Source organism: Leptolyngbya sp. CALU 1928 (assembly GCF_056784215.1).
Window position 1 is genome coordinate 1 of sequence record NZ_JBXBCE010000011.1, and the last position, 21,548, is coordinate 21,548.

The 21,548-nt window shown below is 48.6% G+C and carries 18 protein-coding genes; 6 read left to right on the top strand and 12 right to left on the bottom strand.

What is annotated here, in order from left to right:
- Positions 1-105: 105 nt before the first annotated feature.
- The gene (locus AC1S5B_RS22380) at positions 106-3,540 is read right to left on the bottom strand and encodes a plasmid replication protein, CyRepA1 family (RefSeq protein WP_482037892.1); all 3,435 of its coding nucleotides are present in this window, start codon (positions 3,538-3,540) and stop codon (positions 106-108) included.
- 735 nt (positions 3,541-4,275) lie between these two features.
- Here AC1S5B_RS22380 and AC1S5B_RS22385 point away from each other — a divergent pair.
- From AC1S5B_RS22385 to AC1S5B_RS22400, 4 genes are all read left to right on the top strand, one after another.
- On the top strand, positions 4,276-4,887 hold the full coding sequence (locus tag AC1S5B_RS22385; protein WP_482037893.1) for a phycobiliprotein lyase: 612 nt from the start codon (positions 4,276-4,278) through the stop codon (positions 4,885-4,887).
- Between the two features lie 3 nt (positions 4,888-4,890).
- Positions 4,891-5,484, top strand: a complete 594-nt coding sequence (locus AC1S5B_RS22390) for a hypothetical protein (RefSeq protein ID WP_482037894.1) — start codon at positions 4,891-4,893, stop codon at positions 5,482-5,484.
- A gap of 103 nt (positions 5,485-5,587) precedes the next feature.
- Complete coding sequence (locus tag AC1S5B_RS22395) at positions 5,588-6,343, top strand: phycobilisome rod-core linker polypeptide (protein WP_482037895.1); 756 nt, start codon at positions 5,588-5,590, stop codon at positions 6,341-6,343.
- Between the two features lie 107 nt (positions 6,344-6,450).
- Positions 6,451-7,653 carry a class I SAM-dependent methyltransferase gene (locus AC1S5B_RS22400; protein ID WP_482037896.1) on the top strand — a complete coding sequence of 401 codons (1,203 nt, stop codon included), beginning with the start codon at positions 6,451-6,453 and terminating at the stop codon, positions 7,651-7,653.
- Between the two features lie 42 nt (positions 7,654-7,695).
- Here the strand turns inward: AC1S5B_RS22400 and AC1S5B_RS22405 are convergent, their stop codons facing one another.
- From AC1S5B_RS22405 to AC1S5B_RS22425, 5 genes are all read right to left on the bottom strand, one after another.
- A complete protein-coding gene (locus tag AC1S5B_RS22405; RefSeq protein WP_482037897.1) occupies positions 7,696-8,565 on the bottom strand; it encodes a HEAT repeat domain-containing protein in 870 nt (289 codons plus the stop codon).
- A 36-nt stretch (positions 8,566-8,601) separates the two neighbouring features.
- Complete coding sequence (locus tag AC1S5B_RS22410) at positions 8,602-9,429, bottom strand: HEAT repeat domain-containing protein (RefSeq protein WP_482037898.1); 828 nt, start codon at positions 9,427-9,429, stop codon at positions 8,602-8,604.
- 99 nt (positions 9,430-9,528) lie between these two features.
- Positions 9,529-10,017 (bottom strand): phycocyanin subunit alpha, encoded by a 489-nt coding sequence (gene cpcA, locus AC1S5B_RS22415; RefSeq protein WP_482037899.1) that lies wholly within the window; start codon positions 10,015-10,017, stop codon positions 9,529-9,531.
- Between the two features lie 109 nt (positions 10,018-10,126).
- Entirely contained in the window at positions 10,127-10,645 is a 519-nt protein-coding gene (locus AC1S5B_RS22420) for a phycocyanin subunit beta (protein ID WP_482037900.1), read from the bottom strand.
- A gap of 506 nt (positions 10,646-11,151) precedes the next feature.
- Positions 11,152-11,319, bottom strand: coding sequence for a hypothetical protein (locus tag AC1S5B_RS22425; RefSeq protein ID WP_482037912.1), 168 nt, complete (start codon positions 11,317-11,319; stop codon positions 11,152-11,154).
- Between the two features lie 754 nt (positions 11,320-12,073).
- Here AC1S5B_RS22425 and AC1S5B_RS22430 point away from each other — a divergent pair.
- A complete protein-coding gene (locus AC1S5B_RS22430) occupies positions 12,074-15,094 on the top strand; it encodes a Tn3 family transposase (RefSeq protein WP_482037901.1) in 3,021 nt (1,006 codons plus the stop codon).
- Positions 15,095-15,174: 80 nt separating this feature from the next.
- Here the strand turns inward: AC1S5B_RS22430 and AC1S5B_RS22435 are convergent, their stop codons facing one another.
- Positions 15,175-15,351 carry a hypothetical protein gene (locus AC1S5B_RS22435; RefSeq protein ID WP_482037902.1) on the bottom strand — a complete coding sequence of 59 codons (177 nt, stop codon included), beginning with the start codon at positions 15,349-15,351 and terminating at the stop codon, positions 15,175-15,177.
- A 271-nt stretch (positions 15,352-15,622) separates the two neighbouring features.
- Positions 15,623-16,348, bottom strand: a complete 726-nt coding sequence (locus tag AC1S5B_RS22440) for a phycocyanobilin:ferredoxin oxidoreductase (RefSeq protein ID WP_482037903.1) — start codon at positions 16,346-16,348, stop codon at positions 15,623-15,625.
- 80 nt (positions 16,349-16,428) lie between these two features.
- Here AC1S5B_RS22440 and AC1S5B_RS22445 point away from each other — a divergent pair, with 80 nt between their 5' ends.
- A complete protein-coding gene (locus AC1S5B_RS22445; protein ID WP_482037904.1) occupies positions 16,429-16,890 on the top strand; it encodes a hypothetical protein in 462 nt (153 codons plus the stop codon).
- Positions 16,891-16,996: 106 nt separating this feature from the next.
- On the opposite strand, the gene AC1S5B_RS22450 is transcribed toward AC1S5B_RS22445, so the two are convergent.
- From AC1S5B_RS22450 to AC1S5B_RS22465, 4 genes are all read right to left on the bottom strand, one after another.
- On the bottom strand, positions 16,997-17,251 hold the full coding sequence (locus AC1S5B_RS22450) for a phycobilisome linker polypeptide (RefSeq protein WP_482037905.1): 255 nt from the start codon (positions 17,249-17,251) through the stop codon (positions 16,997-16,999).
- Between the two features lie 11 nt (positions 17,252-17,262).
- Positions 17,263-18,135 (bottom strand): phycobilisome rod-core linker polypeptide, encoded by an 873-nt coding sequence (locus AC1S5B_RS22455; protein ID WP_482037906.1) that lies wholly within the window; start codon positions 18,133-18,135, stop codon positions 17,263-17,265.
- Between the two features lie 51 nt (positions 18,136-18,186).
- Positions 18,187-19,002 carry a phycobilisome rod-core linker polypeptide gene (locus tag AC1S5B_RS22460; RefSeq protein ID WP_482037907.1) on the bottom strand — a complete coding sequence of 272 codons (816 nt, stop codon included), beginning with the start codon at positions 19,000-19,002 and terminating at the stop codon, positions 18,187-18,189.
- Between the two features lie 444 nt (positions 19,003-19,446).
- Positions 19,447-21,375: a response regulator gene (locus AC1S5B_RS22465; RefSeq protein ID WP_482037908.1), complete on the bottom strand. Its 1,929-nt coding sequence runs from the start codon at positions 21,373-21,375 to the stop codon at positions 19,447-19,449.
- Positions 21,376-21,548 lie beyond the last annotated feature (173 nt).

Genomic DNA, 21,548 nt, shown 5'->3' on the forward strand with positions numbered 1-21,548 from the left:
GGAAAGTGTCAAAGCGTAGTTGGGCGTGTTTCTCCGCCCGCCGTTACAACGATGGTTCCTTTTCGTCCGTTTGAGGTCTTTTTTCGGTCTCTGGGGCAAGTTAAATCAAGAAATTGCCCTTTCTAAAACTGCCGGTGGTACAAATCGCCTAATTTCTGCCCTCACTTCTTCTGAATCTGCCTGTATCCACATCAGCCGAACATCATTTAGGGACTCTAAAGTAAACCAATTTGCATGTTCCAAGGGTATTTTCACCATGGGATCGTCCCCTGCTGTATAAGAACTTTCAAACAAGCATGATCCGCAGTCTTGCTCTGTCATCTGTGGTTTTTCACGCTTTACTGCTCTACGGTCTAGAACATCGATCAACTGTTGCCAGTTGGCACTATCAAGCCGATGAACCCTCAGCTTTTCGCCCTCATGCCCTTCCACAAAACGGGACCAGCGAAACTCAAATTTAATCCCCATATCGGCAAGCAACTGGTGAATGATTTGGGTATCACTCATGCCGTCTGGAATGGAAAATTTCAGCCCTAACTTAATTTGTGACTTTAGCTCTCTCGCTTTGTCTGCATAAGGCTTATGGTCATATTTTGTCCATTCTTTGTCAGGGTCAAGAAAATCATCAAGATTTAACTCACCTCGCAGCCGTCGCTTGAGTGCCGCTGTGCCCACATCCCAAGGGACAACCCCTTTCTTCCAAGCAGCCTGTTTTTCCAATCCCCTCACGTCACGCTCGATCGCCACGTCTGGATAGAGCATCGCTTCTAAACTCAACAGTTCACTGCGCCGTCGTCCATTGTTATCCCATAGCACCAACTCTGAAGAAACATCGTCAGTGGCGTAGAAATCACTCATGTAGTATCGGGCGATCGCGAGTTTTTCATTGGGTGTGTGGGCTTGCCTAGCCTCCAGTCGCAAGACTTCCGAACGAGTCAGCACTCTTGATTTTGAAACGGTATCCGCTTCAATCTGCCGAATTTCTTCTTTCGCCTGTTTGGTCAGCAGCTTCATTGCCTGGTCCGAACCCGCATCAATCATGGTGACTTGATTCCCTTCAAATCGCAGCCTCACAAGCAAAGCATCTCTGAGACTATGCATTGCCCTGTTCTGATCAGCCGTGGTTTGTGCCCACAAGTTCAAGTGTAGATCAGACTGCCAATCGTATCCCGCGATCGCCCCGACAACGTCTTCTCTTAGCTGAGAGCGAATCAGCATCGCCGTGGCATCCGTTCGCTGTTTAAGTTGGCTTTTGAGTTCCAGCGGATTGGTTGAACGGCTCACCTTAGAAAAGTTGCGACCATATTTGGCACACCACACCACACGATTGACAGGTTCTCTCACCCGTGCCAGCGATTGCGCCATATCGCCATCCGTACTGCTAGCACCATAGAAAATGCCATAAACCTTACTGATAATGCCTTGAGCCTCAATACTGACTCCTGTTGCCAGACTGGGAGAGCAGATAATCGCGTCATACTCACCCCGGACTAAGACCCGATCCGGGTGATTGATGAACTCCTGCTCATCCTTCCCGCCGCTGGTTTCTGAGTTGATTACTAGGACTCTTAGCCCTAAGCCCTCAACCTGGCTGACTAACCGCGCTAAGGTCTTGCTACCCATCTTGCTGTCAGTCACAACAAATAAGACTTGACCCGGCAGCCGCTGACGGCAATCTTTCAGCAGTTGTGCAGTGATCACCGTGGCATTACTCGATTGAAGGAACTCAACCGAGTAGCCTTGGGGCTGGTAGTCATTGCGAACCAGAAAGATAGGGACATTATCCCCCCGCAGCGATCGCAAGTAGTCTAATACCCCCTTGTTCAAGTCAGCATCCGCAACAATCACCCGCTTTGCCACCTGAATCAATTGGTGCAACTTTGCCAGTAGCGCGGGCAATCTCCCATCTTTTCGGCAGGTGGTAGAGGTGATCAGATGCCTCAAGACTTGGTTGACTTCATCAATGATGAGGTCGCAGCCTCTAAACTTCTCAGGGTCGATTGCTAAGAGACCATCAACACACAACCCGACTTTCAGGGTATAGCCTGACCCGGTGATGAATTGTCCATTTGCCTTGTCTAAATCGCCTCGGTAATGGATGCCCCAACGCTGACACAGGTTCCGCATCAGACAAATGCGGTGCCCTGCTGCCAAGACAGTTTTAGATTGCGCTGTCAGCCGTCCAATCAGCTTTGTTTTTTCAGTTCCTTTGGCACTCGCGATCGCAATGATGCCAGTGTCAGGTAAGCATTGAGGGTTCAACTCGGTTAGGTGTGCGGTGTTGAGCCGAATAGATGCTTTATGGGTGAGTTGATCTGAGAGTCGCTGCCAGATTTGCCAGTGGGTTAGGGGCATGGCTTCAGAGTGGGCAACGTCCCAAGCTTCAACACCACTTTGAACGAGCAAATCATCTACGCCTTTGCCCTGCTCGGGCTTCCAAGACGCGATCGCCACTTCACCGCCTGATTGTTCCAGCAAGCAGCCAAACCGCCACAGCGCCCGGTTTACTTTGGTGATGGTTGATGGTTTAGCGTCTTGGTCGAAGGCAAGAATATGTTTGCGTCCTGGTTGGGCAAACCTGGCAACGTCAGCAGTCAAAATGGGGCTGATGGGATTTCCTAGTTCGTCCTTGACCCGGTAGCCCCCATGCACCCCATAGAGTGCGATCGCCACATAGCCTTGACTGAGCAGACACAGCGATTTCTTACCGCCCTCAGTCCAGATAGTTGGAATTTCTGGGTGAACTGCCAACCAGTGCCAAAAGCTATGTCCTTGGTATTTGGTCGTAGTTGATGGAATCAAGCCATCGTCTACAGGGCTTAATTCTGACGCAATATCCAGAACCATCCCATCCGTCGTAGGCAACTTCGTCTCTTGGATTTCTGGATGTGTAGGATTGCAAGGCAAGGGGGAGGATTCCTCCCAGATCGCTTTTGAAAACCATTTCGGCGAATCCTGTTGAGTGAAGTTTGTATCCTTCGAGAATTGCGGCGCATAGTTGGTTTTCGATGACGTGCCCAAGTTCGTAAATCCAATTGGCTTCGTCCTGGGTTCTTGCTCCGGTAACGGGATTTCCTTTGCAATCAACGGGGGGGAGTCGCTTTTTTTGTTCCATAAGCTAGCTATAGCGGCGTTTTTTACCCATTTCGGCAAATCCTCCTGTAAGTTATATCGTTTTGCAACTTCAACCCATACCCACACCGTTACCGCCGGCAAAAACGCCCGTGAGCCGTTGCCTTTAGCTGTTTGATACTTTTGTGTTTTGCCTTTCTTGTCAGTTAACGGCTTCTCTGGCTTGAACTGCCAATACTCGCCCGTTTCCTGTTGTAGCCCTGCTAAAACTCCAAAGTCGTGGGGTTTGCGGGTTTGCCATTGGGGTCTAACTTCAAACCCTAGCGCCTGGTGTGTCTCCCAGTAGCCCGTGTCTTCAATGAAGTTAACGGCACTTTGGAACAGGTTAGGCGCGATCGCGCTGCCGTGAATGAACTCATACTCGATGTGCTGCTTAAAGGTCTGAAGAGGAATAGTTACGACACTCATGACTCACCCCCGCGAAGCTTGCGCGACGAAGGTCGTTCGCAGCAAATTAAAACCCGATCCACAATTTGACTTGATAGGTTGGGGTAAGGCAGCTTGGTTAGAAAGTCTGCAAGGTGGTACAGCAGCGAAAGGTATAGCAGCAATCGGTGGAACAAAGGAACCCTGGTTGCTGCAATGTGGGCTAAGAACTTCGCTTTTCCTCGCAGCGCAGTCGTTAGACCTAATCTCAACTTAAGTCTAGTATTAGAATGAATGAGATCAGATGTTTTTGGGGAGCGTCTAGATCTATCTAAACAGCCCAATACACCTGGAAAAAATGATTCGGGGTTCAACCCTGCGACTGCAACTTCAGATGCCAAGGGAGTTGACAGGGGGTGTGCACATCTCGTAATAATTAGGTACATTGAAAGGTAAGAAAACCATAAAAAGGCTTCATTAGTCCTGACTCTTGTTCCTGTGACTTCTCAGTTCTTCCCCGGTCGCCAAACTCAGAGAGAGAATTTTTGAAGATAAAGAACAGTGTTCAGGGTGAATAAAAAACTAGAACCCTTAGAAGTCTACGCGATTTCTGAGGGTTTTTTGTTATCTTGACTTCCTAAAACCTAAGCGATCGCCTGATTGACCTGATTTGAACCCCTACGCCGCGCTGAATGCCGATTGAGCGCCCCCGGACTTAAAATTAGGGTTGTGTGGGCTTAAAAGCAAAAATATCGTTGTTTAGAATTTAGAATCCCAATGGATGTAATGGAGTTTTTTCAACTAAGTACCGGAACTTGGCGATCGCAGCGAACCACGCATCATCTCGCCTTCAAACGCGCTGAAATGGGAGAATCGGCGATTCGGGTTGAGGCATTTGCCGCCGAGCATCCTCAAGTGATTGAGATCTGCGAATTGCATGAAGTTGACCCAGCACTGGCGATCGGCGGCGCGTTTGTCTCTTGGAATGGGTCAATGAGTTGGGATCGCAACGAGGATGAAAACCACGAAGGATCTACAGTATTTGCGCTCATCCCCGATGGCGATCGCCCCCGTCAAGGGGTTTTGCTGCGAGAGCGGGGCTATGCCGAAATTGTGCCTGTTGCAGGGCAATATCACATGGATGATGAAAATGGATTAGTGCTAACCACTGAGTATGAAACCATGAGTTCAATCGAGCGCTTCTGGTTTGCCAGCCCCAGCCTGCGGATGAGAACCAGTACGGTCAAACGATTTGGCGGCTTTAGCACCGCTACTTTTTGTACTGAAATGCGCGTTTCAGATGCGATCGCCCAGGTCGTTGAGTCGGTGCCTACCCTTGGTGAAACCCTCGCCGAGCCGACAAAATATTTCTCGTTTTTAGGCTGCTAGATCTTGCCTGAGTCATTGGCTAATTCATTAATAATCACCACTAGCACCGATCCATTTACCCGTGGGCTGGATTATCTCTATGGGGTTCGTAGTTTAGCCTTAAAGCCAGAAATGATTGACCTGGTTGATCAACTGGATAACCGGATACCGAGTTGTACCTGGATCGGCAACCATATTGATGCTGTTAACAAGCAACTCGCTCGCGATCTTCAGGCTTGTCACGATTGTTTTCACGTTTGGGAGCAGCGCCCCATCCAGATTTTTGCGGCTCCGCTCGTTCAGTCTTTTAAGATTGATGGGCTTTGCAATTTGCAAACCAACCCCGTCACTATTTTGATTGACGTGGGGCGGGTGGTGCCAAAAGACTGGCGGCGGTTAGTGGTTCATGAATATGCTCATGCTCATGCAGGATCTCCTGGACATCATTCACAGTTCGAGCGATCGCTTACCCATCTCTGCTTAGGATTGAAAATTGCCCTTCCGCACGATCAGCTTGCTCAAACAGACTGGTTACAGTTTTATCCAGACTATCTGCCTACCCAAGACCCGCTGGCATTTTGGCTCGGCAAAGGGAAAAATTCGCGATCGTTAAATTAAGTTATGTAATTTTCATCAGACTAAATCGAATAATGCCGTCCCCCTCCCATATGATCAGGAGTAACTTTGTAAGATTTAACAAGAAAAGGGAGATTTTGTAGGCGTGGTACTTCCTCTTTTAGAATATTCCCCTAATAGTCAAAATCACCGGGTCGAGGGCTATGAAGTCCCTGGAGATGAGCAACCCAGGATCTACTCCACAGACAATTTGCTTTCTTCCACAGACATGGATGCTCTGATTGAAGCAGCCTATCGTCAGATGTTTTTCCATGCTTTCGCCGCTGATCGCGAAAAGTTTCTAGAATCTCAACTTCGCAGCGGTCAAATTACAGTCCGAGACTTTATTCGCGGCTTGTTGCTCTCCAATACTTACAAGCGCAGTTTCTATGATCTCAATAGCAACTACCGCTTTGTGGAGCAGACCGTACAACGCGTGTTAGGTCGTGATGTCTACAGTGAGCGCGAGAAGATCGCTTGGTCAATCGTCGTTGCCACCAAAGGGATTATCGGCTTTGTCGATCAACTGATCGACAGTGATGAATACCTCAATGCGTTTGGGTATGATATTGTTCCCTATCAGCGCCGTCGTATCCTGCCAGGTCGGGCAGAGGGCGAACGTCCTTTTAACATCACCTCTCCTCGCTACGACGAATACCATCGCCGTAAGCTTGGTTTCCCTCAGTTTGTTTGGCAAACTACGGTTCGCAGCTATGTTCCTCAAGAACAAAAGCCTGTTGCTGGTAGCCCCGCTCAATTCCTCAATATGGCGCGGAACATCAACCCCAAAGGTAATCTGCCTCAACGGATTTCAGCGCTCAACATCGATATCGAACAATCTGTTCCCTATCGCAAAAAGTAAGTTATTCTGAGCCATTTAAGAACGCGGGGGCTATCTGTTCATTCAGCACAGCCCTCGCGTTTTTAGTTTTTAAATATCCACTCTATCCACTTTTGAACCTATCACCTATGTCCGATTCTCAAGCGATTAGCGCTGCGGTTGCCAAACTCTACAATACCTATCCTTTTCCACCCGAACCCTTATTAGATGAACCGCCGCCGGGGTATAACTGGCGCTGGAACTGGCTGACCGCCTATCACTTTTGTACGGGGCAAAAGCCAACTCGCCAAAATGTGCGAATTCTCGATGCGGGCTGTGGAACGGGTGTCGGAACAGAATATCTAGTTCATCTCAATCCTGATGCTGCGATCGTGGGGATTGACTTAAGTGCTGGAGCGCTGGCGGTGGCAAAGGAACGCTGTCAGAAGTCGGGGGCTACGGGGGTAGAGTTTCATCATCTAAGCTTATTTGATGTCGAGCAACTGCCCGGTGAGTTTGATTTGATTAACTGTGTGGGGGTGCTGCACCATACACCCGACCCGATTCGTGGCATTCAGGCGTTAGCCAAAAAGTTGGCACCGGGGGGCATACTCCATATTTTTGTGTATGGCGAGTTGGGGCGGTGGGAAATTATGTTGATGCAGGAGGCGATCGCGCTGCTGCAAGGCGATCGCCGGGGTGACTATACAGACGGAGTTCAGGTGGGGCGACAACTGTTTGCGGCGTTGCCTGAAGAGAATCGATTGCGAAAACGGGAAGCAGAGCGGTGGTCTTGGGAAAATCAACGAGATGGCTATTTTGCCGATATGTATGTCCACCCCCAAGAGATTGATTACAACATCAATACGGTGTTTGAATTGATTGATGCGTCTGGGCTGGAGTTTGTTGGGTTTTCTAATCCGCAGGTTTGGGAATTAGATCGGCTCATTGGAAAAGCGCCGGAACTGATTGAACGGGCAGAAACCTTGAGCGATCGCCAACGCTATCGCTTGATTGAACTGCTTGATCCGCAGGCAATTACTCACTATGAATTCTTTTTGGCGCGCCCTCCCCTCCCCCGACAAGACTGGTCATTAGATGCGGATCTATTGGCAGCCATGCCAGAACCCAGTCCTTGTAGTCAGGGTTGGCGCGATAGCCGACAGTTTTTCAACCAGGATTATCAGGTGGTGAATTTGACAGAGGCAGAATGGCAGTTTTTGCTTGCCTGTGATGGCAACCCAGCGCAACAAAAAACCGTTGAGCAGATTTTGCAGACTGTTGAAGCCAGTTTGTCAGAGGTGCGATCGCTGCAACATCAACAACTGATTCTTTTAACGCCAGGGTCATAGCGGCTTGTTTGTTGGTAATTTTCAAATCGTGGCATCGGGGGCTTAAACAGGGTCGGGCGTTTGAGCCATGGATACTGCCAGTTTCTGGTAGCGACGCGGGTCGCCCTCTGCAAAAACCATGCGCTCTTCCCCTTTGCGATCGTAGAGCTTCCCTAAAATCTGTTGCCAATCTGTGGCGGTCAGGGGGGACGGCTGTGGTGCACATACGGGCGGTTGCGTTGCCTTTTCCTGAAGGTGCTGCTGTGCCATCCAAACCCTGGCACGAACCGCCCAGTTACTATCCTGGGTTGCCATTTGCTCAAATTGGGATTCAATTTGCGATCGCCACTCTGGATAGGTGAGCGCGATCGCGTCGGCTAACGACTGCAAGCCAGAAACAGCCGAGTAACGCACGACCCACTCTTCATCTTGCTGCGCTACAAACAGCAACGCTTCTAAGGCTTCTGACTGGGCAATTTCTAGCAAGTCCTTGGGAAACCAGTGCCATTTCATCAACCCCAGTCCTTTCGCAGCGGCTCGACGAACACTCATGGCAAAATCAGCCGTAGCAACGCCCAACAAAGTAATCAGTCCTCTTGGATCGCCAATGCCCGCCAGGGCGCGAATTGCCCAGGCTCTAGCCGTATAGTTATGCAGATCCAGTTGCTCCAGAAGCGGCGGAACCGCCACTTCTCCTAGTTGAATTAACCCATCTACCGCTGCCACCGCCGCCCCTGGATTGTTATAGCTCAAAGCCGCAATCAACGTGGGAATCGCTCCTTCTAGCTGTGCTGCTGCGAGGTTTTGCACGGCTTCGAGCAACCCATTGGCAGAATCAGCCGCATCTACCGCCTGAATGAGAGAGGAAAGAGAATCAGCCATGGGAAACGACAAATGACGAATGGGATTAACGAGTGGGGAATGGATGTTCATCTCATGCCCTGCTCTCTCTATTGTGAATGTTTCTGCTTACAACAACTCATCCATTAAGGTCATGACTTTGATTGCCCCTGCGGAGAGCGTGGGCGGGGTGGTCTGCTGGAGTTGTTTTTCCAGTAGTCCTTTGAGGGAAATGAGCTTGAGGCTATTTTCGGCTAAGGTTTGGGCGATCGCATCGGCACCCGGAAGATATCCAATCGCGCCTATATCTGCTAAAACGGTTCGACGCAGTTGCAAATCATCGTTTGAAAGCGCCTGCACTAGGCGATCGCCATATTCGCTGGCAATTTCAGGATTGGGAGTTAGCTGATACATCGCCCGGTTCGCCGCATACCGAATCCGAGGAACGCTGTGATCTAAAAATGGCAAAATGTCAGGAACAGCAGCCATTGCGCCTAAGGTGCCCAGCGCTTCCAAAATCGCATCAAACGGCTGAGTGAGTTGGGGCGGTTCTGGTGCAGGCAGGGTGCCAGCCACGCGGTTGTTGAGTAACTCAATTAATTGGGGAATTCCGCTAGGCTCTCCTAACTTTTCTAAGGATTGAGCGGCGGCTTCTCGCACATAAAAATCACTACAGTCTAAGGACTGAATCAAGGCTGGAACGGCTCGATGATCGCCCAGTTTGCCCAATGCCCGCGCTGCATTGCGCCGCAGCGGATAGCCACCCACACCGGTGCGATCGTCCTCATCGGTCAATGCTGCGATTAATACATCGATCGCTTCAGGGGCATCCACCCGAAACCGCCCCAACCACCATGCTGCATAGACCCGCAACCCCAAATCTTCCCCCTGAAGATTGGCGATCGCCTGGTCTACGGTGAGTGAAACATCGCTTTGAATATCCGGTGCGTGACTCATGGGGACGAGAGGAAATTCCTTTAAAAAAACAATGCCCGGAGAATTATGCGACGACCAACATCTGTCGGTGGTTGCCTAACTCTCCGGGCACAAGCCTGACTAGCTCAATGCATTGATTGCATAGTCGATATAGGAGTTTGCTTCAACAGCAGGATCTCCAGTCAAACCATGGCTTGCTTTGATATTCTTCAAAGCTTCAACATACCAGCTAGGAGACAGTTCAAAGGTGCTGTTGATTTCCGACAAACCGCTGATTAGGTAATCATCGATTGGACCTGTTCCACCTACAACGAGGCAGTAAGTGACCATGCGTAGGTAGTAGCCGATGTCCCGAACACACTTGTCTTTGCCCACTTGAGTCGAGGCGTAGTTAGGACCTTGCATCGAGGTGGTGTATGGGAACTTTTGGTAAACTGCATTAGCAGCACCAGAAGCCAAGCTGTCCGCTTTGGAGGTCAACGCTTTAGCCGCTTCCAAGCTAGCTTCCGCTTGACGAAAACGACCAAATGCAGTTTGAAGCTCGGTAGAGCTAAGGAAACGTCCTTGGGAATCAGCAGCCGAAACGGCTTCGGTTAAAGGGGTTTTCATGATTAAACTTGCTCCAGTAATGTTTGCTTTATGAAATGAGTGTTGTCGTTGCTTTGACTACCAAATGAACCAGTAGAAATCAACTCAAGCGATTTCTAGTGTTCTCTTTCTAGCCAACAGCCGCAGCCGCCTTATCGAAGTAGCTGCTCACTTCAGACATCAAGCTAGAGCAGTCGCCTCTGGTTACTCCGTTGGTGTCATTGGCGAGGGCGATCGCAGCCTCTTTCATTTTGTTAACGCCGACTGCCACAGAAGCGCCGGGAGTTCCTAGAGCCAAATAGGTCTCACGCAAGCCGTTGAGGCAGCGATCGTCCAGAATGCTGGCATCGCCAGAAAAAATAGCGTAGGTGATGTAGCGTAGGATAATTTCCATGTCACGCAAACAAGCCGCCATCCGACGGTTGGTGTAAGCATTTCCACCGGGTGCAATCAGCCCAGGTTGCTCAGCAAACAACGAACGAGCCGCATTTGCTACGATCGCCGATGAATTGCTGGTAATGCGGTTTACGGTATCCATACGCTTGTTGCCATCAGCAACCATAGCGCTCAAAGCATCCAGTTGTGAAGGGCTAAGGTATTCACCCCGCGCGTCAGCCTGAGAGACTACCTTTGCAAATGCGTCCAACATAAACTCAATCTCCTAATGTGTTCAAGTGAAATAGGGATTAGGTCACAACTAACTCTTGAGAAGCTCAGCAACCAATTTATCTAAATAGCCTGAGTAAAAACAAAAACTATTATAGATAACCTATAAAATGCCTCCCGTTCTTCCGGGGAAGAAGCTTGGAAGATTTTACATTTCTTAAATATTATGGAGCCTTCCCTAAGCGGATAACTAAACGGTCGCTATCTGCTGTGTAAGTTTTCCAACATCTCTGTTTATACTATGTCGTTGAATCCTTATTTATTACGAATTATAACTAGCTAGACGGCTCTGAAGCCATTGTCAGCGGGTAAGAGTCTTCCGCAGTGAATCAATTTTAGTCAAGAACTTAACCCATTTCCAATAGCATCAGAAACCAAAATCAGCCACAAGATAGCAATGAGCAGCGAAAGAGAAATAAGCTAGAAGATGAAGAAATGTTACAAATCTGATTATTTGAGCTTAATTTTCACTCGATCGCCGGCTCATTGCTAAGCGATCGCAGACCTTTTTCGTCCCAAATCAAACAAGAACCCATAGATATATTCTTCTGTCCATTCAGATCCATAAAATTGATTAAACATTCCTCGTGCCGGGTCTTTTTCAGCCCGATAGCGTAGTTGCGCCTGTTCAACCTCTTTTGAGGTTGCAGCATTTATGACAGCATACTGAACTCAGGATGAAAGCCTGAAAACGCTTACTTTGAGATGCTCAGATGAAGAGTATGAACTCTTTTTCAAGTCTTGCGAAAACAAAGAACGCAGCTTAAATGATGTCCTTAGAGAGCTAGCTAGAACCCTCAAGACCGGATGAATGCGTCAAGCACCTATATTCCCGATTGAAACATAGGTGCTTGACACATTGACCTGGTAAACGCATCTTTCAATAGTTCCCAACAAGAAAGCAGAAGCGGGGTAGCCGGAGATTGATGGGGTCGTCGGCAATTGCAGGGGTTAACCCACTTCTACAGCTTGCTTGTCTAAGATTTGGTTGCTGTCCAATCCTTTTTGAGTAGCGCTAAAAGGGGTATGACACCGTTCCTGGCAATTAAGTACCACATCGGCTGAAACCTTTTCTTGGTGGAAGGTCCAGACTGTGATCTTGCCAATTTTAGACCCAATTGATGAACAGAATCTGCTGCGAGGGGATAGTGGCGGTGCTTGATTGATAACTTCTGCTCATCTTGTTTTTGGTGAACACTGATTGCGTGGGAGGCAATGAGTCAACGATGAGATCGGACTTTGGAGTGCTTAAAACCTGCAAGATTACGCTTGTAGTATCAGGTTCTGGAAATGAATCAGTCCAGAACAAGTCCACTCCACTTGTAGTACGTTTTTTTCACCTTCAGTAGAACTTATCAATGGTTGTCTGCTACCCTCCAACTTGCTTGTTTGCAGAATGTGAGGAGTTTGTATGCCCAGTCCCCAAGATACCGCCTACCCACGCTTGAAAAGTAGCTTAAGTTCCAAAGAGTTGACCTCCATCTACACACCCAGTCCAGAAGAGTTGTTGCTGTCGAGTCGAGTCACCAAGAACCAGCAATCGCAGGTGGGGTTTCTGGTACTGGTAAAAACCTTTCAGCGCCTAGGGTATGCGGTCCCTGTTGCGGATGTACCGATAAATATTATCCGCCATATTGCAACGACTGCCGAGCTAAAACTCCGTACCGATACCTTATCTGCCTATGATGCTTCGACTAGCCGCAAGCGGCATCTGACCATCATTCGACAATATTTGAACCTGCAAGTTTTTGGTCAGACTGCCCGACAACAGATGAACGAAGTCATGGCGGATGCAGCACGGACTAAACACGACTTGGTGGACTTAATTAATGTGGCAATTGAAGGATTAGTTCGTCAACGATTTGAGTTACCTGCCTTCAGCACCCTGCTGAAAGCCTCTCGGCAAGCTCGCAATCACGTGACTCAGGCACTGTACCAGCAGGTTATGAACAGCCTTACCCAGGCAGAGTGTGGGCAAATTGATCAACTCTTTGAAGCGGAGGCAGTCACTCACACAACGCCCTGGCATCGATTGAAACAAGACCCCGGTAGACCCACCCTGACTCATTTACAGGTGTTGATTGATCGCCTCAAGGGGTTAGCTTCCTTACGTTTAGGAAAGACCGCGCACCAGTATATCCCCGATAGTAAACTGCGACATTTTGCGGCTGAGGCCCAAACCCTAGATGCCAGTGGGATGAAAGAATTGCCAGTGGCAAAACGCTACACCCTCGCGATCACCCTGCTCAACCAACAGTACGCCCGGGTGCTCGATGACTTGACGGAGATGTTTATCAAGCAGATGCAACAACTGCACCATCGTAGTAAAGCAGCCCTGACCCAATATCGAGTTGTAAAGCAGGCAAACACAGATGAACTGATTGCCACCTTGCGCGATTTGGTGCTGGCTTATCAAAGTGAAGGTGATATGCCGCAACGCTTTGCTGCGATCGCCACCGTCGTTGGAGAACACAGTCAAACCCTTTTGGAGCAATGCGCAGCCCATTTGACCTATGAAGGGAATAACCACTTTCCCTTATTCCAAAAATTTTATAAAAGCCATCGGGCAACCCTGTTTCGGTTGCTGGAGATCCTGCCGCTGCGCTCTAGCACACAAGATGACAGTCTGATAGAAGCCGTTGCTTTTATCCAATCTCAGCGCACGGGTCGGAGTCCCTGGGTTGCCACAGTCAAAAAAGAAGCGACGGGGACACCCGAAGAACATGGGGTGCCACTACTAGATCTCAGTTGGATTGAGGGCAAATGGTGGTTTTTGGTGACTGGGCAACGGCATCGCACCCCTTACCCCAGCCAAATCCATCGTCGCCACTTTGAGGCATGCGTCTTTTCACAAGTCCGATTGGAATTGAAATCGGGCGACCTTTATGTCGAAGGGAGTGATGCCTATGGTGACTACTACAGTCAGTTGATCTCCTGGGAAGACTACCACGCAACGGTGGCGGACTACGGGCAATTAGTGAACCTACCAGTGGACGGACAAGCGTTTGTCAGCCATGTCCAACAGGAATTGGCATTGCAGATTCAGACGACCGACCAGGCGTTCCCTGCTAATACCGAGGTGGAGTACAAAAAAGATCGACTGGTGATCCATCGCCGCAAGCCGCAACCACCGAAGGGATTAGCAAAACTCAAAGCCCTGATCAGTGAACGCCTGACCCCAGTCAATTTGCTCGATGTCCTCACTGACACTGAACTGTGGCTGCATTGGACTCGCTCGTTTAAGCCGATCTCTGGCTATGATGCCAAGCTCAAACAACCCGCCGCCCGTTACCTGGCAACAACCTTCTGCTACGGTTGTAACATTGGTCCTAGCCAGATTGCCCGCTCACTGAGCGAGTTTGATCGGCGACAGTTGGCGGATATTCATCATCGCCACATTGATGACTCCAAGTTGCACTCTGCAATCGAGGTGGTGATCAATGCCTACAACCGCTTTGCCCTACTGGCTCACTGGGGCACTGGCAAGCATGCCTCCGTGGATGGAACTAAGTGGGATGTGTATGAGCAGAATCTATTAGCGGAGTACCACATCCGCTATGGCGGTTATGGTGGGATTGGGTATTATCATGTCTCGGATACCTACATTGCCCTGTTCAGCCATTTCATTCCGTGCGGAGTGTTTGAGGCGGTTTACTTACTCGACGGACTGCTAAAAAATACTTCCAACATCCAACCAGACACCATTCATGGGGATACCCATGCTCAAAGTACGACGGTGTTTGGGTTGTCCTATCTGCTAGGAATCACCTTGATGCCACGGATTCGGAGTTGGCAAGACCTCAAGTTCTATCGCAGTGATCCCACAACCCGCTGTACCCATATCGACAACCTATTCTCTGACCGGGTGAACTGGAACCTGATTAAAACTCTTTTGCCTGATATGTTGCGGGTCACGCTATCGATTAAAGCTGGCAAGATTGCGGCTTCAACGATTCTGCGGAAATTGGGTACGAATAGTTCCAAAAACAAACTCTACCAGGCATTTCAGGAGTTAGGTTATGCCATCAGAACTGGATTTCTACTACGTTACATTCATGACGCTGATCTTCGGGCGCTGATTCAGGCTGCCACTAATAAGAGTGAGTCCTTCAATGGCTTTTTGAAGTGGTTAGCCTTTGGTGGCGAAGGGGTGATTGCCACGAATAATCGCGATGAGCAGCGCAAATTGGTGAAGTACAACCACTTGGTCGCGAACTGTTTGATCTTCTACAACGTTTTTGAGATCAGCCGCATTCTGCATGCACTGATGCAAGAGGGCGTGAAGATTGAACCCGAAACCATCGCAGCGCTCAGTCCTTATTGGACGCAGCATATTAATCGGTTTGGTCGTTACAGTTTGGACATGGACCGTTGCCCTCCTCCCATTGATTTTGGTATCCCTGTTGTCTCCCAAAAGTCATCGGATCAATGATTTTCTTGAAAAATTGTCTCCTGGAAGTACTGCCTAATAAAGGTTTCAGCCGATGTGGTACTTAATTGCCAGGAACGGTGTCATACCCCTAAAAAGGTGGCGATTCCTTTAGAAAAGCCTTCTGGATCGGGCAATGTGTATTGGGGAAATTCTTCATAGGGTCGCCATGGCTCTGAGTCGTTGTGTCTTAGGTGCAAGATGCGATCGTTTCCTTCTAACTTCCAGAGCATTTGACCGTTCTTAAATGTTTCAGTCATAACTTTCTCCTCACAGAACATAGTCAGTTAGCAACGATTTGCTTCTTTCAAGTTTGCCACTTTAAATATCAACTTCTGTAAATGATGTTACTTTTTATAGACATTTATGCCAATTTGCTGTAAAGCGTGAATTCAATATAGAATTCTGTGAATCAGAAAACTATCCCCAAAAGAGGTAGTTTTTCTCTATCAAGCGACAGAAGTAGAGTTGAAGTTTTCTTCATCCCAGATCGATTCACATTGCAACTTAAAGCTCTCGTCGAGCTTTGGATCAAGTGGCACAATCAAACAGCATCGTAGTCATATAGCGATCTGCCCACTCGGTGCCAAAAGATTTTTCAAGGACGCGGCGAGTTTTATCATTTTGCTGTTGTTGGGTGCAGTAATATCCTTGTCCAGCAATGGTTTGGGCGATCGCTAACTCTGAGGTCAGCAACGGTTCCATACTGGCAAGCTGACAATGCACGGTCAAAAAATCTTGAACGCGTTGCAAAAATGCATCTTCTTCTGGTGCGCCCATGGGACGGACAAACAGACAAAATTCAGAAAAAATATCTGCCCATTCGGGTAAGGCGCGAGGTTGAGAAAACTGAAAATCAGGCAGTGCTGATAAAGCGTGCTGATACCTTTCTGGTAGCGATCGCTCAGGGTTCACTGGCGATAAATCGGCGATCGCCGCACTAATTCCCGCCCGTCCACCTACCAAATCTGCGCCAAAAATAGGTAGGGCATATTCAGGATTGGGAAACATGACACAGTGCAAAATATCTAGCCCAGTGCCCACCTGCGCCAGTTCCAAATGCAGTTTGCGAAATTGAGGAGCTTGGTAACAATGATTTTCAATCACCAGCTTTTCACCTTCCAAAGCTCCTTCAACGTAGCCTAACCCATCTGGAATTTGGAATGGAGATAGCTCCAAATAAGTCTTCCAGGTTTCTTCAATGGTGTCTGCCAATCGATGAATTAATGGGTGCTGGCGATTTCTCAATGCTTGCATAAACTTCGATGGATAATTTTATCTGAATATTTGAGAATAAAAATTGAGGCTTAATCAACTCAGCAATATTAATTGCAGCAATGTCACAAGCAATTTCTGTCGGAAATTTCACTGCGCTCTTTACTGGTTATGTAATTGTTAGTTTGGCGGTTTACTTCATCGCGTCTTTCACAATCCCTGCTTGGCTGATTTATTCTTTTTTTCTAGTGCCGTTTTATCTAATTTGTATTCTCTATCTAACGAACTTTAATTTAAAGCATTATCAAGAGTCACTGAAATATAAACGCTTGCCTTTATTTTTAAGCATTCTTTTTCAACTCCTAGTTATTCTGACAAGCCCTACAAGTTGCTATGGATGGAATCAAGGTAAAGCCTGTTATTCCTTCATTCAAACTCACTTATCGACCGATAACTTAGCTACTTTGCAGACTACTCCACCCCCTTGGTGGATCGTCGATTCAATATTTTTACCTGCTTTAATCCTCTACGTTATTTCTATTGGAACTTTCTTAAAAACGATTCGGATTGAGCCGCCGCAATAGAAGGCAATAGTAAGGGCGATCGCAAAAGCACTCATGCCTCGAGATCGCCCTTATTCTAACCGTCGTAATCACTCCACATCGGCTAAGATTTTGCCGAATGCAGCAATTAACCAGGCTCTGTTGTTGCGGGTTCAGTCATCGGGCGAATGTTGACAATCTTGCCGCCTAAGCGGGTAATGCGTTTCATTTCGCTGTTCATCCGGCTGTAGGGAACTTGCATCAAAATGGTGCTACTGTTCCGCACCGGATACTGATTATTGTCTGTTTGAGCGTTTTGCTGTAGTCCTTCTACTTCATAAATGAAGATGCGATTATTCGCAGATGAGCCAGCGGCTCCAGTGAGGGCAGATTGTCCCAACATGGTGTGTGTCCTTATTGTGCGAGGGTAATGCTGGCGACTTTGCCACCCAACTTGTTGATTTGTTGAAGGGTGCTAGAGAGCTGTTCGTAAGGAACAATGAACTCTTTGTTGCTCCGCCGAACTTTGGGGTAGCGTGGGAGGCTGATGCCTGCGACTTCAATTCGGTAAAGGCGATCAGACGAGTTGATCGAGGAGCGTCCAAAGGCACGCGCGGGGGCAACCCCTTGCTTCGATGGCTGGTATGCCCACCCTTCGCTGCCACCGGAAGGTGCGACGATCGCCGATGCACTGTTTCTCGCTAGATCCGTGGCTAAGTGAGACTGTGCCCCAGCCAGTTGAGCGTTGTCGCTGTTGGCATAGCCGCGATAGAGACGGAACATGCGCGTGAAACCGACGGTGCGTTGACCAATGCCCGTGGTCACAAAGTCTTGATAGTAGGGGACGATCGCGTCGCCAAATTTGGCATCATATTCCTCGGAGTCGATATAGGAATCAATATCTGCCTCAAACCCTTCATCCTGGTAGCGATTGAGATGCTCCGTGATCTCCGCTTCTGAATAGGGCGCGCGACCCAGCAGATGTTTGAAGTTCAACTCAATCACACGGGTTTGAAAATGAGGATAAAGAAACTTGGTTTTATACAAGTCTGATTTGGCGACCGCCCGAACGAAATCCCTCACCGTCAATTGACCATTGGCTAAGAGCGACTCTAGGCTCGTCAGCCTTTCTGACTGCATGATGTAGTCATTGCCCAACACTTGACGATAAACCGCTTGAATCACCCCTTTGGCATCTTCAGATGTCCAATTTTGGCGAAGTTCAACTGGGTAAGAATCACCTAAAGCAGTGGTTCCCAAACGGGAAGCTGCGGTTGTAATTGCCACGAATGACTCTCCTTAAAATTGAGTAAATGGTACTTGGAAACTCGAAACCGTCTATACGGTGGTAATGCTCGTCACCTTACTGCCGCGCTGATTGAGGCGTTGCAGGGTCGGCGAAAGTTGATCGTAGGTCACGAGGTACTCGCTGACGGCTAGCCGAACTTGGGGAGTGCGTCCTTTATTGGATTGCATCACCCGCACTCGATAGAGACCGCGATCACCGCCCACGACTCCTGAGAGCGATCGCCCAAAGTTAGCCGTTTGTACGGGTGTCACCAGATTCATCCCTAGTTCATTGGTCAACCAGGCAGATTTGTTTTTGCCCTGAGCGCGATCGCTGTTAGCATAGCCCCGATACAGTTGGAACATCCGGCTAAAGCCAGCCGTTTTTTGTCCGCGCTGCGTGGCAAATCCCCGGTAGTAGGGCACGATCGAGTCGCCAAAATTTTCTTGATATTCTAGAGAATCGATGTAGGAATTGATTTCAGCTTCAAACCCTTCCTGCGTATACAAATCAACGTGGAAGGTAATTTCTGATTCGTCATAGGGAGCGCGACCAAGCAAATGCTTGTAGTTCAACTCAATAAAGCGAACTTGGGGAGTGGAGTAAAAGAATTTTGTGCGATACAGTTCAGACTGTGCCAGCATCCGCACAAAATCGCGCACCGTAATATTTCTCTGGCGCAACAGTGATTCTGCGCTGGTCATGCGCTCACTCTGCATTAAATAATCATTACCAAAGACTTGGCGATAGACAGCCCGAATCACCGCCTGCACGTCTTCTTCTGTTGCATTCGCTCTTAGTTCTATAGGAGAACTTTGTGCGAACGGCTCAAACCCTAGCTGTTTTGCAGCCATAGAACTCGTCATAATTAATCTCCTTTGAATGGGTTGATCTATTTTTACGACTGCTAAAGTCGGCTAGCTCTATCCCCTTCCTATAAATCGGCAGAGGCGTTCATCAAACTAGCGAGTATCTTAAAAACTGTTACGTGTTGCTTGCCAAGTTCAAGACGCAACCTGAACTACAGTCAAGCTTAAAAATTTAGACCCTCAACTGTTAAAGTTTGAGCGTCCATTTTGTTTTTGAACCTGCCCCTGATTAAAGCAACTCACTTGTGCAAATTTTGTGCAATTTTAGAAAGACCGCTAAAAGATACTATTAAAAAATATTACCAAAACGCTCAAAGAGTCTATTTGAAAGAGTTTTAGCAACTTTTTGATGACCTTGGATGCTTAATTTATAGTTACAATTCGACTCATAATTATGAGGTCAAACGGGCGCAAGGGTTGGCGCTTTCTGTGAAGTGCATTTCATCTACAGTCACGCATTCTTTGTAATCGGCTGAGAATCCGATTGGCAAGCGTGATTCCCATGATGGGCTTCGATAAATAGTCATCGGCTCCTGCGGTAAAGGCTTGCTGCTGACTGACAGAATCGCTCAATACGCTGAGAAATAACACGGGTAGCCGCTGCCAATGGGGGTCGCTGCGGAGCATCTGGCACAGTTCAAAGCCATTAATTTCAGGCATATTCACCTCTAAAATCAGCACATCTGGCACCACGGCTTCTAAAACAGTCCAAAACTGCTGCGGATCGGCTAGGGTCGTGACTTTGAAGCCCCAAGGCTTGAGCAAGGTGGGGAGGGTGCTAAGCCAACGGAGATCGCCATCCACAATCATCACTCTGGGAGCTACATTCTGTTTTTTTAATACCTGCACGATCGCAGCCATTACCTGCTCAATCGGCATTTGAGTCGTTAGAAATAGGGTGCCGCCCCGTCGGAGAATATCTAGCCGATCGCTCAAATCACCGCGATCGCTCATCACCAACACCGGTAACTGTGGATAGCGCTGGGCAACGGTTTGTATGGCTTCTAACAGCAGATTAACTGTGGACTGCTCAGATCCTTTTGCTTTGCCTGACTCAGTGGGTAGCCGCAATAAGACGACATTGGGCTGTAGCTCCCCCCATGCCTGCGGCTCCAGCGTGGATACGATTTCAAGCTGAATCCCGCAGCGAATGGCTGCCCCTTGGAGCAACTGGTTAAACGTTTCATCTGAACTGACCAGTAATAATCGAGGTCGCTGCTGATCGGGAACTTGGCAAGGCTGAATCTGCGTCGTGTTCTGAATTTCCTGCTGAAGGGCGATTACTAAGGCGTGCATCAGCGGTGCCTGTTTAGGTTGCAATGGCTCCCGCCCGCCTAGCCAACAATCCAGTTGCCGCACCAAATGAGTGATTTTAGTGAAGCCAAAAATGCTCAGGGTACTGAGTAGGGCATGGGTCATCTGTTGGGCGGTGGCTTGCTGTTGAGCAGTTAGGCGATCGCGCTGTAAATCATTGACGGTCTGCAACAAAACTGCCACTTGAGCCAAACTTTTGGGTTGGGTCGTAATCCAAGTTTGATTGAGAAACTCTAAATAGTGTGGCTGCGAGTCCAGTGAAAGATTAGCTTCAGAAACCAGATCGAGGCGATTCGCTAGAATTCCCTGACTGGTTATTGGATCCCAATCAACAGAATCATTTCGGGGATAGGGAAAAGAAGTTGCCGGAGTAACCTCTGCCTCGATGGTCTTCAGGTAATAACCGCGCCCATGTAGGGTCGTAATAAAATCTGGGGGGGCACCCGCCGCAGATAGCTTTTGTCGGAGCCGCCGCAGATGCGATCGCACCGTTGCCGCAGATGGAAAATCTTCTGAAGACCAGAGGCGATCGATTAACTCTTCGCTACTAAAGACATATTGGTTATCGCGCAACAGGAGTTCTATAAACTCATATTCCTTGGTCGTCAGAGCAAGAGGTTGACCGCCATAGGTGACCTCGCAGGTGCTGGAGTTCAACAGCAAATCGCCCCACGTGAGTAAGGGAAAAGGATTGCCGCTACTTCGCCGGAGCAAGGCCCGCATCCGAGCAATCAGTTCCACTGGATCAAAGGGCTTCACGACGTAATCATCGGCTCCCGCATCCAACCCCTGCACGTTGACCGTTCTGGCATCCTGAGCCGTCAGCAGCAAAATTGGCGTGTCATAGCCTTTTGCCCGAAACCGCTGACACAAACTGATGCCATCTAACTTGGGCAACACAATATCCAGCACCATCAGGTCATACTCAAAGGTCGAGCCATACGTCCAGCCCATCTCGCCATCCGTGACGACATCCACAATATGATGATGCCTCGTCAGAGTCTTCGTCAGGACTTTGCTTGATACCTCATCATCTTCTACTAGCAAAATTTTCATTGATGTCTACCGCCTGGAGAATTTGGGCAATCTGCTCCGGTAAATTCAGCGAATTAAAGGGTTGGGTCATTACACCGCTCACCCCTCACCCCCAACTTATTAAACTGCCGCATTGCCGCTGTTTGCGCCTTAGCGGTCGGCAGAATAACTGGAATAGGCAGGTGGCGTAACAT

What these genes read in the sequence shown, in the direction of transcription:
- AC1S5B_RS22420 (WP_482037900.1), bottom strand. Translation starts at nt 10,645, where the DNA reads ATGTTGGACGCATTTGCAAAGGTAGTCTCTCAGGCTGACGCGCGGGGT.
- AC1S5B_RS22410 (WP_482037898.1), bottom strand. Translation starts at nt 9,429, where the DNA reads ATGAGTCACGCACCGGATATTCAAAGCGATGTTTCACTCACCGTAGAC.
- AC1S5B_RS22430 (WP_482037901.1), top strand. Translation starts at nt 12,074, where the DNA reads ATGCCCAGTCCCCAAGATACCGCCTACCCACGCTTGAAAAGTAGCTTA.
- AC1S5B_RS22440 (WP_482037903.1), bottom strand. Translation starts at nt 16,348, where the DNA reads ATGCAAGCATTGAGAAATCGCCAGCACCCATTAATTCATCGATTGGCA.
- AC1S5B_RS22380 (WP_482037892.1), bottom strand. Translation starts at nt 3,540, where the DNA reads ATGAGTGTCGTAACTATTCCTCTTCAGACCTTTAAGCAGCACATCGAG.
- AC1S5B_RS22385 (WP_482037893.1), top strand. Translation starts at nt 4,276, where the DNA reads ATGGATGTAATGGAGTTTTTTCAACTAAGTACCGGAACTTGGCGATCG.
- AC1S5B_RS22435 (WP_482037902.1), bottom strand. Translation starts at nt 15,351, where the DNA reads ATGACTGAAACATTTAAGAACGGTCAAATGCTCTGGAAGTTAGAAGGA.
- AC1S5B_RS22400 (WP_482037896.1), top strand. Translation starts at nt 6,451, where the DNA reads ATGTCCGATTCTCAAGCGATTAGCGCTGCGGTTGCCAAACTCTACAAT.
- AC1S5B_RS22460 (WP_482037907.1), bottom strand. Translation starts at nt 19,002, where the DNA reads ATGACGAGTTCTATGGCTGCAAAACAGCTAGGGTTTGAGCCGTTCGCA.
- AC1S5B_RS22450 (WP_482037905.1), bottom strand. Translation starts at nt 17,251, where the DNA reads ATGTTGGGACAATCTGCCCTCACTGGAGCCGCTGGCTCATCTGCGAAT.
- AC1S5B_RS22465 (WP_482037908.1), bottom strand. Translation starts at nt 21,375, where the DNA reads ATGAAAATTTTGCTAGTAGAAGATGATGAGGTATCAAGCAAAGTCCTG.
- AC1S5B_RS22445 (WP_482037904.1), top strand. Translation starts at nt 16,429, where the DNA reads ATGTCACAAGCAATTTCTGTCGGAAATTTCACTGCGCTCTTTACTGGT.
- AC1S5B_RS22405 (WP_482037897.1), bottom strand. Translation starts at nt 8,565, where the DNA reads ATGAACATCCATTCCCCACTCGTTAATCCCATTCGTCATTTGTCGTTT.
- cpcA (WP_482037899.1), bottom strand. Translation starts at nt 10,017, where the DNA reads ATGAAAACCCCTTTAACCGAAGCCGTTTCGGCTGCTGATTCCCAAGGA.